The following is an 11,733-nucleotide window of genomic DNA, read 5'->3' on the forward strand; positions in this document are numbered from 1 at the left end:
GAGTCTGGGCCGTGTCTCAGTCCCAGTGTGGCCGTTCACCCTCTCAGGCCGGCTACCGATCGTCGCCTTGGTGAGCTATTACCTCACCAACGAGCTAATCGGACGCGGACCCATCCAAGAGCGGATTGCTCCTTTGGTTCCCAGAGGATGTCCTCCAGGAACGTTATGCGGTATTAGCAGCCCTTTCGGGCTGTTATCCCCCACTCTCAGGCAGGTTATCCACGCGTTACTCACCCGTCCGCCACTAAGAGCTTCCATCGAAACTTCAGCTCTCCGTTCGACTTGCATGTGTTAGGCATGCCGCCAGCGTTCGTCCTGAGCCAGGATCAAACTCTCCACAAAAATGTAGATAAGCTTGAGTCAAGCTCTTATTGATAAAGTTTTCTTATCAAGTCAAGGCTTCTTGTGACAGAAGTCATCCACTCGTAAGAAGTTGTCCATCCTTCCCGCTTGCGCGGGTTAAATTGACTTTGGTTTCGCACGCTTTTGCTTTAACAACTGTTTGATTTTCAAGGACCAAAGCTTCTCCTACCCGTTTACCGAGCAGATGTTTATGATATCACGCTTTACTCGTTATATCAACCGGTATATTTAGGCAATTATTTGTTTTACCTTATCCGTCTTTTGACTCCAACCTAATTGACAGACCACAAACAATACTATCCGTTTGTGAACTATTCCCGAATAAAACGCCCGTCTTCGACAGGAAATTTAGTATATCATCTCACCTTGTGTATTTCAACTGGAAATATACGTCTGAAATGAGTTGTTTAAATGATAAAAAGCCGAATAGGGTTAATTCCCTACTCGGCCAGTTACTTTATTTAAGGCGTTTCCAGAAAGACTTATGTCACCGATTTACTTCATGGAACCTTCTTTAACAAACTTAACATGCCAGGAGAGGGCTTTTTCCAGATTGTGCGGCGTATGACCGCCTTTTTGGAGAGCCTCTTCATAATACTCCATGAGCATGGGTTTGTAGTCCGGGTGGGCACAGTTTTCGATAATCCGTTTGGCCCGTTCCCGGGGGCTGAGGCCGCGAAGGTCGGCAAAGCCTTGTTCAGTGACGATTACGTCTACGTCGTGTTCAGTATGGTCTACGTGAGAAACCATCGGTACGATACTAGAAATCTTGCCGCCTTTGGCTGTGGACATGGTGCAGAAGAAGGTCAGTCGGGCGTTACGGGCAAAGTCGCCGGAACCGCCGATACCGTTCATCATCTGGGTACCCATGATATGGGTGGAGTTTACGTTCCCATAGATATCGACTTCAATGGCTGTATTGATGGCGATTAGACCTAAGCGGCGAGCAATTTCCGGATTGTTGGAAAGTTCTTGGGGCCGCAGGACTAGTCGATCGCGGTATTTGTCCAGGTTTTCCAGCACTTCATCATGTTTAGCCGGGGAGATAGTCAGGGAACAACCGGAAGCCATCTTGATTTTACCGGCATCGAGCAGATCGAATACGGCATCTTGAAGCACTTCCGAGTAGACTTGCAGATCGGAGAACTCCGAATCTAGGAAGCCATAGAAAACGGCGTTAGCTACGGAACCGACACCAGATTGCAAGGGAGCTAAGCTGGGACCGAGACGCCCGGCAGCCACTTCATCACGAAGGAAGTTAATCAAGTGATTGGCCATCGTCGCCGTTTCTTCGTCAGGAGGTGTCATGGCTGCGTTCACATCAGGTTCGTTAGTGACCACAATGGCTTTAATCTTACCGGGCTCGACAGGAATCACCGTCGTACCGATACGATCACCCGGTTGCGTGAGGGGAATCGGCTCACGGGATCCATGGGGATTGGGGATATAGATGTCGTGAAGACCTTCTAAGCCTAGCGGTTGAGCCAGGTTGAGCTCGACGATGACTGTTTCTGCCTGTTGAATAAAGATCGGTGCGTTACCGACGCCGCAACCGGGGACAATAAAACCCTCTTCTGTAATCGCTACGGCTTCAACAATCGCTACATCGACAGCGGGAAGGGCACCGGAGCGCAAAAACTCCGCTGTGTGGGACAAGTGCTGGTCAATATAGTTAACTTCACCGGAATTGAGGTGTTTACGCATGCCTTTGTCTGACTGATAAGGGAGACGTAAGTTGATAATACCCGCATCAGAAAGCAAGCTGTCCACTTTCGAACTGATGGAGGCACCGGTAAAAAGATTAATTTTAAAGGGTTGTCCCTCTTTTTTTACCCGTTCAACCAGCGCAAAAGGTACAACCTTGACGTCCCCAGCCGGTGTAAAGCCGCTAAAACCGACGGTCATTCCATCCTCAATAAATCTTGATGCCTCTTCCGCCGACATGATTAATTCTTTAAGTGAATCGTTGCGCAATCGTTGTGAAAGCATTACTCCAAACCCCCCAGTAAGAATAATGATACAGTCATCGGTTTAATGATCAGACCACAAGTTCGATTTAACTCTAGCATAGGAGTTTGTGAAATTCAACACTTTTCGATTGCAACGTAAAAAGTCAAATAAATGCGAAAAGACATCGATTCTCATTCGATGTCTTAAGGTGTTTTTTTATGTTTTCGATTCGCCACGGCCTTGTGATAGCGAGCAATAGAAGAGACAACTGCCAAGCCGGCTGCTATCGCGATGGCGATTAATCCAGCCTGTGTCGATTTCGCGATTCCTTGTGTGTACTCACCGCGAAGAAAGTCGCCCATCGCTTCATAGGTAGTCAGCCCCGGAACGAGGGGAATAAAGCTTGCGACCACATAGACACTGACAGGTACCTTCTGCCAACGTGCCATAATTTCTGCAAGTACGGCGATGACGACAGCCCCGAGAAAGGAGGCCATCGTCGGAGCTTGGCCGTGATAACTGCAGATTAAAAAGATGGCTCGTCCGGCCACACCGATGAGCCCGGCCGAAAGCAGTGTTTTAGGTGGGATTTGCTGAAGTAGACCAAAAGCAACGGTCACGATGAAGGAATAGATCAGATCTCCTGTAATGGCCATGGTTAACTCCCTCCCCAAAAGGCGAGCACAAATCCACTGCCACCAGCAAGAGCACCAGCCACTAATAGGGCATCGATCCCTCGAACCACACCGGCCACGAGATCTCCCGAAATCAGGTCTCGGATGGCATTCGTCAAGGTTACACCAGGCACGAGCAAGTATAAGGTTCCTAAAATGATTTTATCCGGCTGAAAAAAGACAACTTGTCCACCAAAGATACCGATGAATTTAACTAAAACGAGCGACAGTATTGCGGCGAAAGCTCCGCCAACAAACTCCTTCAGGAAGTGGGTTGTTTGCAACATGGTCAGCCGATGCAAGAAAGCCATCGTCGAGAAACCCACTAGGGCTCCTAATGCTAAATCCTGCACTCCACCGCCGAGGAGCATCGTCGATGCGGCCGCGCCCACAGCCGACGCAGCCAAGGTCCATCGTTCGTTATAGGTTACTTCTTTGCGGATCTCGGCGAGTTCCTCCATCCCCTCTTGGACAGTCATACGCCCTTGGGCAAAGCGCCGGGAAAAATCGTTGACCCGTGCGATTTTATTCAGATCGATAGTGCGAACGGGAATTCGCCGAACCATCGATAGAGGCGGTTCGCCTTTGATGTCGTCAACGGTTAAAAAAATGCCCGTCGGGGTTACGAAGGCTTCTTCTCCCGTCAATCGGCCAGCCTGACAGATCCGTCGAATCGTGTCCTCAACCCGATATGTTTCCCCTCCATTGACCAGCATGATCTCACCGGCTGTCATGGCGAGGCGCAACACGTCATAACGTTCCATCTTCTCCCTCCGAGTATATTGTACTCTTTCTGACAATCAAATGCCAAGGCCGGATACCCGTTCATACGAGATCCGGCCCGTTATCAAAAGGTTCCTGCTCATAGCTTGGATCGGGTGGTTCTTGATCTTCCGTCGCACGACCCATCTCTTGGCGGAATTTGGCCAGGTTTAGTTTCACCGTAGATTGACATGTTTGCCAGCGCTCATGAAAGCCCAACAGCCATTGGTTGTAGACGGAACGGGACTGTTCCCACTGATAATAGGCGATGTTGGCGGCGTCTTGAAAAGATTGGCCTCGTTCAAACTCCATGTTTTTGCTGGCTTTCTTGGCCGAATTCTGTAAGGCCTCTACGATCCGGCTGATGCAGCGCTCCATCCGTTCGTAATGCTCCCGAAGAGCAGTATTTTCCCGTTTTGCCCATAGATATAAGGCCTGATAAAAGTCACGGTTTCTTTTCTTTGTTTCCATCAGGATGTCCGGTGTGCTGTTGTTGGCATTTAATTCAGACATATGGATGGCCAAAAAAGGATCGGAGGGAGTCACCAGACCCGCGTTAGATTCCAATAGGGGACCTAATTGAGCGATAAAAAGCTGCCAGCGCTTTTCTTGATTGATCAGCCACTGCTGGTAAATCTGTTTAGGCCTTTCCCAGCGTTGATAAACTTCGGTTAAGGCATCTTGAAAAGCCCGAGCGCGGATATGTTCCCCGGATTGCCGAGCGCTGTCCCACTGGCTCTTGAATTGTTCGACCACCTGCAGCAAGCAGTCATCCATCTGTTTATATAGAGAGGAGAGGGAACCGTTCTCCTGTTGCAACCAGTCGTACAAATCACCGAGAACGATCGTCTCTTCCTCAACGCGGGCCCTCACCTTCTCTAGTGCTTGATAGGTCCTATTTTTTTGCCGTGCCAAGAATAGATCGAAGTCTTGCTGTCTGATGCGGTAATCCCCTTTTCCTTCGAGGTCAGTCGCCGACAGCATCCCGGCAAGGATCCATGTAAGCACTCGCTCCTTGGAGACCTTCATCCGGCCGACAATATCGTCGACGGTGTACCATTTGTCCATTCGTTTACATCTGCCTACCTCTTACGCGTTTCGGGGAACCATGATGGACTGGCCAGCTTCAATCGGATCGTTTGGGCCAAGTTTGTTCAAAGTACGGATAGATTCTTCCGAAACACGGTTTCGCCGGGCGATACTGCTGATCGTGTCACCAGGTTGAATCACGATAAATTTCCACTTTTTCTCGGGTCGTTTGCCCTTTTGTTTTTCTTGCTCTCCAACGTTTGCTCTAGGACTGGCAGCTCCAATGCCCCCCGCTACATCGAGATTTCTACTTTTCTCTGGTGCAGAGGGACGGGGAAACCGGCGAACTTCTGCGGGTTTGGTCTCAACAATCTGAGGTGATTCAATGAACTCTGTTTTCGCTGCCGGAGTCGAAGCGGTTTGGGCCAAACGACGACCAGTGCGGGGTGACGGTGCCGGCATCGGCTCTAGACGGGACGTCCGAGGTGAAGGGATGCGTCGGGGGAACGAACTTTCTTTAGATGGGGTCGGGGGAACTAAATCTTCAAGTCGGGTTCGAGTTTCATTCTTCGTACTACGACGGCCTTCTATGTTTATGAGGGGGCGTTCTCGACCGAAGGAGGATTTCGTAACGACCGATGATGTAATATCATTTCTCCCATCACCATGATCATATATCAAAAATTCCTCAACGAGTGCGGCTTCTGTGGCAGCCAATTCTTCTTCCGCGGTTTGGATCTCATTTAAAACCGGAGCAATATCAACGGGAATAGGTTTGTCATGGGAGAGTATGGCTTCATCGTCGGTAATAATCATTTCTTCCTGGGCACGACGAATTTCGTCTTTTGCAACGGTTATGGCGGCTGCGTCTTCCATGATGACATCTTTTGTCGACGCCTCTTTAGTGGGAAGTTCATTGAGGAAAGATTCATTAACGGGGACTTCATTCGTGCATGCCACATCAGGGGTTACTTCATTTGTAGTTACTTCGTGGCTAGATATTTCTGCACTGGACTCTACATCGGAAGATTCCCTATCAGTAGATTCTGTATCTGTATGTTTTGTATCATTAGATTCTTCGGCAACAGATCTTTCAATAAGAGCTTCATCAGCTTTAAACTCTTCAACGGTGGATGCTTCAGCGGTGGATCCCTCAGCAACGGATTTCTCAGCAACGGATTCCTCGGCTATAGAATCTCTTGCTATGGATTCAACATCAATGGACGCTTGATAATGAGGTGATTGACTAGCGGGAATATCACCAGCGATTTCCGGCTGAATAGAGGCGGCAACTTCCGTCAGAGTCGTCGACCACGGTTGATTTGCTCGGATCCATTCTCCCTCTTCCGGCGGCCAAAGTTGAACGACGGGTCGCCAGGGATGTTCTACAATCGGCCACATCTGACCTGCAGGTGACCATTGCGATTCCACCGGGGGCCAAGCCTGGGATGATTGTTCGAGAATTTCTGTGATCTCTTGATCATGAATTTCTCGGGAAGAGCCGTCGTCTTGATTTTCATACTGCATAAGGGAGAAATGTTCATCGCTTTCTCTAGGCTCCGCCGATGATGGGGTACTAATCTCTTCGATAGAATTTTTGAAGACAGCAGGATAATCGATAGCTTCCGGAGCAGGAGGCATCACCCGCATTTCTGGATAAAACAAAGGGTTCGGATAACCGGGGTATCCGATATAATTCTCCCCATCAGACGTCGTAATGGATAGCTCGGGAAGAACCGCTTCTTCGTAAGCTGTCACCGGTTTACCAGAGCCGGCAGATGTGGTCTGTTCTTCCAGGACATCCGGTTGTTCTTCTAAGAGAGCCGCTTGTTCTTCAGATCCAGGGGACTGTTCTTCTGCAGCAGATACCTGCTGCTCGAAGGAAGTCGCCTGTTCTTCATAAGCATTTATTTTATTTCCTAGAGGACTTGCCGAGTCTGTTAAGACAACGGGTTGTGGATAAAAGAGCCCCGGTGGTTCATAAAGGGACGCTGCTTGTTCGTATAAGCTGGCCTGTAGTTCGTCGGCAGCAGCACCCTCTTCGTTAAATTGAAGTTCCAATCCTTTTGCCGGTGGGTATTCTGCTTCTTCACCTAAAACTGGAGGAGCCGGATATTCGGCAGATTCGATACGTTGAACTGGCGAGGGATATTCGGACCAAGTCGGCTCAAATTCTTCCACAGATTGGTTGAGTATCGGAACCTCACCTGTCATGACGGGAACTGTGATGGGGAAATCGTTTACATTTCCTGTTGCTGCTACCTCATCAAAAGCAGTAGGGTTCGAGCCAAAACTACTTTGTGGGGACAAGAATGCATCTGCATAGGGCGACGCCGGAAAAGGTTCGCTACATGCGGTTTCTTGATCATTTAACTCATGAGTGGAAAGCTTCTCCCTGACTTCGTCTTGTAACACTTTGTCTTGCAACACTTCATCTTGAACAGCTTCGTCTTGAATGCATTCTTGTACAGTTAGCTCTTGAGCAGCACCCTCCTGGGCGGCCGCCACTTGTGCGACTGCCTCTTCTATGTCTGCCTCTGACCCGGCAACCACCTGTATATCTTCACTTTGATAAATTGCTTCTTGTACAACTTCCTCTTGCCGAGGCGAGTCTTGTTGCACTGCCTCTTGGTTCATCGCCTTTTCGAGAACTGGCTCTTGAGCAGGTGCCCCTTGGTTAACCGCTTCTTGCGCAACTACCCTTTGAGCGGATTCCTCATCCATAGTTATGTTTTGTGCGACCTCAACGGGCAGAACCTGTGCCGATCCCACCAGTTCCCATTGTCCCCCGTCTGACCTCCATTGGGGTTCCCCTAGGAGCACAGCACCGTATTCCACGATATGGACCGTCTCCAGCAGGTCTAATGGACTCTCGTCCCCAATATCAACAATGGTCTGCCCTCGCAGCTCTACAAACCCGTCCAGTTCCGTTTTTTCGGCCCGCCAAGCAAAAGCAATCACTTCTCCTTGACTCGGAAAACCCTCTCCTGTAAGGCGGATGTCTCTTTCCTCATAATCGTTCGTCCTATAATCGGAGTCCAGCTCCTGTGGTACCCCTGCTGCAAGAGCCACATCGATCTTCAGTTCTTCATCGACCCAATGAGGATGAACATGTAACACTGATAAAGCTTCGATCTCGCGAGCAGTGATCGCATCTTTTTGTTCTATTCTGTCGAAGGGAATCGGGATCATCAGCAGTTGTTCCTGATGCTGTATATCGGGCCCTGGCGGAATCTCTTGATCTAACAGGGATAAGGCAGATGCAATCTGATCCTGACTTTCAGCGTTTGTCTCATCCTGGCCTGCCGTCCGAGCACGCTCTGGTTCCAAAATGGCATTAACTTGTACTTGCACGTTTAGGTGTAATTCATGATTATCGGCTTGCAGCACTTCGAGCAGGTGTACTTCCGCCTCTGCCGACCCTACACGCTGCTGCTCGCGGTCCACTTTTCCCAGATCAAAGGTGACGATATGCAAATCGAGGCTGTTCAGACCTACTAGGTCTCCCTCTTCTCGTCGTTCTACCCACTGATTAACCATCTTTTTCCCTCCCTGTGAACATTTTTGGGCATTGCCCGCATTGTCCAATCTATCTCAAGCGCAAGAAAACATCTCGGGTCGTGAGGGCCGCCCGACGCCAACTGAAGCATCTCGCGCGCTGCAATCCTTTCCGACCTAGTTCAGCGGCTAGTTCAGGGTCGGTTAAAACAGCATAGATCAGTTCGCTCAACTGCTCCGTCCGAATCGGCGAGAACAGTAGCGCCCCATCGCCGGCCACCTCAGGGAGAGAGGATACGTTAGATACCAGCGTCGGCGTGCCGCAGGCCATGGCCTCGATCGGCGGCAATCCAAATCCCTCATAGAGGGAGGGATACACAAAGACACTCGCCCCGTTATAGATCCATGGAAGTTCATCGACATTGACGAACCCCAGAAAGCGGATATGTTCTTGCAGTCGCAGTGCAGCCACCATAGACTCCAAATCGTTATACTCTTTGGACTGTTTGCCCGGTATGATCAGGCAGTACTCCTCCGGCAGATAGGGCCGGACTTGATGAAAAGCATGGATCAGCAAACGTATGTTCTTGCGTGGAGAGAAACCGCCCACATAGAGTATATAAGGTTTATCTACACTGAAACGCTCCTTCATAAACAGGCGCGCCTGCTCCCGATCCATCGGTTGATAGATCGGTTCGGCCGCCTCGTAAATGACGGTAATTTTGCTTCGAGGCACCCCGGCGATCTGCTCCAAGTCCCGTGCTGTGCAATGAGACGGAGCGATCACATGGTCTACCACCTCCAGGATCCGGGGCATCTCTTCTAAAAAAATCTTGAGATAGCCCTTTCCCACCGTTTCCGGGTAAATATAGGGAATCAAGTCGTGAATTGTTGCCACCAAGGGGCATTCTTTCGGGTAGGGCAAGCCGATGCCGTTTTGGGGAACGTGATAGAGATCGATGTTTTCTTTTTGAATCACCTGTGGGATGTGTATTTCCTCCCAGAAACGATCTTTGTTTTGTTCCACTTGGCGAAAGACATCATCTTGGGTGATATGGAGGTTTCGAAACTCATCACCCGGCCAGAAAAAACGTAATTCTTCCTGCTTACAGACATCGTACAGATGCCTGCACAGTTGGTATGTGTACGTACCTATCCCTGTCCCCCGGTACCAAATCGCCGCACGGGCGTCGATTCCTATCTTCACAATCCACCTCCCCGACTGCCCGCCGGCTTTTTGCCATTAGGGACTTGATATATTACGCACTGCCTGATGAAAGTGTTCCTGCGATAACCCTTTTTTCGTATCGCTAAGAAGATACGCGACAAAACTTGTACCTATGCCCTAGAGCGAACCGCCAAACTCTCGCAAAAAACGGCGGCGGTATTTTTGCTGGCTGCAAAAACGCTTCAATCGCTTCGAGTGGTACTCGGCAGGCTGTCGCAAATTCTCAAAGTAGTAGGAAAAAGCATACTGCCAGAAGTCGTTCGGGAAGGCCAACAGGCAGTACATCACCTTTACGTGATCGTCTGACAAAGGGTAAACGATACTGTAAGCCTCCAAGATCTTATAGGCTCTGTCGATGGACCAGCGATCTCGTTTTAAAGCCCGGATGATCAAACTGGCTAGATCATGCAAGCGGGTGTCCTGTATGGAATGATCAAAATCAATAAAGCAGGGATCTCCCATTTCGTTGATGATCACATTGTGGTGAGCCAGGTCATGATGGCAAAAACCGCCTACAAGAGCTTCCCGTTCCATCAACTTATGGTAAGGGGAAAATTCAAGAATTCGGTTAGCCTCCTTGGCTTCTTCTAAGACCCCATCCAGATGGTCGAGAAAGAGCCGGTCAAACTCCCCCTGTTCCGCTTTTCTTCGGGAGGCCAACCGGCATTCTTCCAACTGCTTGATTTTGATATCGAAGATATCCGGCCACCGGCCCCATAAACTCCGGTTCCCATATTCCGGTGCGAAAAAGCCGCGACTCATCCGGTGCAGTTCAGCAACAGCACCAGCTGTTGCTCCGAGATCCTTCCAGCGGTCATAGTCACATTCTCGTCCTTCCATCCAAGCGGTCAGTATCCACTGGTATTGTTCAAACTCCAAACTTAAGGCGCCCTGTGGTGTCAAGCAGATTGGAGAAAATCGGCGATATCCCGACGCCACCAGATGTTGCTGCACCTTATAAATGAATTGGAGATCTTCGGCACAATGGGGAAACCGTTTTAACACCCAGATGCCCCTACTGTCTTCCACCCGAAATGCACCACGCATCGGTTCAATGCGGCGAGGTCTCAGATCGAAGGCCAGCAAAATACGAGGATCCAGTTCGCCGACTGCTTCAGCGGCGCTCACCGGGACCACCTCAAGCCTGACTTCAATACAATACGTTGAGTTACTTTTCCCATGGATTCTTCTCCTCTACGGTTAAAGGCACAATGATGTCATGCTTACCTTGCTGAGATACTACGCCGTAAGAACAATCTCTATGACAAAAGGAAAAACCCCTCACTCGTCCATAAGGAGTGCGAGGGGCTTTTGTTCCTCAGAGTCTACTATTTAATCGTACTACTTTCCGAGATCATTTTCGTTTTTGTCGGCATCCGGTACGAAGAGGGGTTGCCCGTATTTGCTGACACCAAAGTCTTTGATGATCGCCTGTCCTTCCGGAGAGACGATGAAGTCAGCAAAAGCTTTTGCGCCGTCTTTGTTTACTTTGGGGAACTTCTCCGGATTCACTTCCATTACGTGGTAGATGTTCAATAAAGCTGGCTCTTTCTCTAAAACGATATCTAAGTTGATGTTTTTCTTTTGGGCTAAGAAGGTGGCCCGGTCAGTTAAGGTGTAACCCTTTTTCTCGGAAGCTACGTTTAAGGTTTGGCCCATGCCGGCACCAGTTTCTTGGTACCAACTGCCAGTTGGTTGGATATTCGCTTTTTTCCAAAAGCTTTTCTCCATCTTGTCGGTACCGGAATCGTCGCCACGGGATACGAAGACTTGCTTCAACTCGGCAATCTTTTTCATAGCGTCGACACTGGTCTTGACCGTTTTAATCCCGGCGGGGTCTTTGGGGGGACCGACGACGATGAAATCGTTGTGCATGACCAGACGGCGATTGATGGCGGCTCCCTTCTCGACGACTTTCAGTTCCGCATCAGGTGCATGGACAAGCAGGACATCGGCTTCTCCCTTTTCCCCCATGGCAAGAGCTTGTCCGGTTCCGACGGAGACGGGCTTTACCTTATAGCCGCTCTTCTTTTCGAAGGCAGGGATGAGCACATCCAACAATCCGCTGTCCATTGTACTGGTGGTGGTCGCCAAGATGATATCGGGATGAGCAGGCACAGCAGCAGTTGTCTGGGCGCTAGTTTGAGCTGTTGGGGCGGAATCACAGGCCGCCAGCAAGAGCGATAGGGCAACTAGCATCGCAGCAAAAACTTTGAGTCGCGATATTTT

8 protein-coding genes and 1 rRNA gene are annotated in these 11,733 nt (G+C 49.7%); all 9 read right to left on the reverse strand.

What is annotated here, in order from left to right; all coding sequences use genetic code 11:
* Positions 1-342 (reverse strand): 16S ribosomal RNA (locus tag H1S01_RS10015); the annotation flags it as partial.
* A gap of 516 nt (positions 343-858) precedes the next feature.
* Positions 859-2,352: an acetyl-CoA hydrolase/transferase family protein gene (locus H1S01_RS10020; protein ID WP_188040184.1), complete on the reverse strand. Its 1,494-nt coding sequence runs from the start codon at positions 2,350-2,352 to the stop codon at positions 859-861.
* Positions 2,353-2,516: 164 nt separating this feature from the next.
* Entirely contained in the window at positions 2,517-2,969 is a 453-nt protein-coding gene (locus H1S01_RS10025) for a threonine/serine exporter family protein (RefSeq protein WP_188040187.1), read from the reverse strand.
* A gap of 2 nt (positions 2,970-2,971) precedes the next feature.
* Positions 2,972-3,751 carry a threonine/serine exporter family protein gene (locus tag H1S01_RS10030; protein ID WP_188040188.1) on the reverse strand — a complete coding sequence of 260 codons (780 nt, stop codon included), beginning with the start codon at positions 3,749-3,751 and terminating at the stop codon, positions 2,972-2,974.
* A 61-nt stretch (positions 3,752-3,812) separates the two neighbouring features.
* Positions 3,813-4,817 (reverse strand): MerR family transcriptional regulator, encoded by a 1,005-nt coding sequence (locus H1S01_RS10035; RefSeq protein WP_188040189.1) that lies wholly within the window; start codon positions 4,815-4,817, stop codon positions 3,813-3,815.
* A gap of 21 nt (positions 4,818-4,838) precedes the next feature.
* A complete protein-coding gene (locus tag H1S01_RS10040) occupies positions 4,839-8,318 on the reverse strand; it encodes a LysM peptidoglycan-binding domain-containing protein (protein WP_188040190.1) in 3,480 nt (1,159 codons plus the stop codon).
* 49 nt (positions 8,319-8,367) lie between these two features.
* Positions 8,368-9,483 (reverse strand): glycosyltransferase, encoded by a 1,116-nt coding sequence (locus tag H1S01_RS22320; protein WP_188040191.1) that lies wholly within the window; start codon positions 9,481-9,483, stop codon positions 8,368-8,370.
* Positions 9,484-9,621: 138 nt separating this feature from the next.
* Positions 9,622-10,632 (reverse strand): CotS family spore coat protein, encoded by a 1,011-nt coding sequence (locus H1S01_RS10050; RefSeq protein ID WP_188040192.1) that lies wholly within the window; start codon positions 10,630-10,632, stop codon positions 9,622-9,624.
* A 213-nt stretch (positions 10,633-10,845) separates the two neighbouring features.
* Positions 10,846-11,703 (reverse strand): ABC transporter substrate-binding protein, encoded by an 858-nt coding sequence (locus tag H1S01_RS10055; RefSeq protein ID WP_188040412.1) that lies wholly within the window; start codon positions 11,701-11,703, stop codon positions 10,846-10,848.
* Between the last annotated feature and the right edge of the window lie 30 nt (positions 11,704-11,733).

Source organism: Heliobacterium chlorum (assembly GCF_014502795.1).
Taxonomy (GTDB): Bacteria; Bacillota; Desulfitobacteriia; order Heliobacteriales; family Heliobacteriaceae; genus Heliobacterium; species Heliobacterium chlorum.

What these genes read in the sequence shown, in the direction of transcription:
- H1S01_RS10020 (WP_188040184.1), bottom strand. Translation starts at nt 2,352, where the DNA reads ATGCTTTCACAACGATTGCGCAACGATTCACTTAAAGAATTAATCATG.
- H1S01_RS10025 (WP_188040187.1), bottom strand. Translation starts at nt 2,969, where the DNA reads ATGGCCATTACAGGAGATCTGATCTATTCCTTCATCGTGACCGTTGCT.
- H1S01_RS10030 (WP_188040188.1), bottom strand. Translation starts at nt 3,751, where the DNA reads ATGGAACGTTATGACGTGTTGCGCCTCGCCATGACAGCCGGTGAGATC.
- H1S01_RS10035 (WP_188040189.1), bottom strand. Translation starts at nt 4,817, where the DNA reads ATGGACAAATGGTACACCGTCGACGATATTGTCGGCCGGATGAAGGTC.
- H1S01_RS10040 (WP_188040190.1), bottom strand. Translation starts at nt 8,318, where the DNA reads ATGGTTAATCAGTGGGTAGAACGACGAGAAGAGGGAGACCTAGTAGGT.
- H1S01_RS10055 (WP_188040412.1), bottom strand. Translation starts at nt 11,703, where the DNA reads ATGCTAGTTGCCCTATCGCTCTTGCTGGCGGCCTGTGATTCCGCCCCA.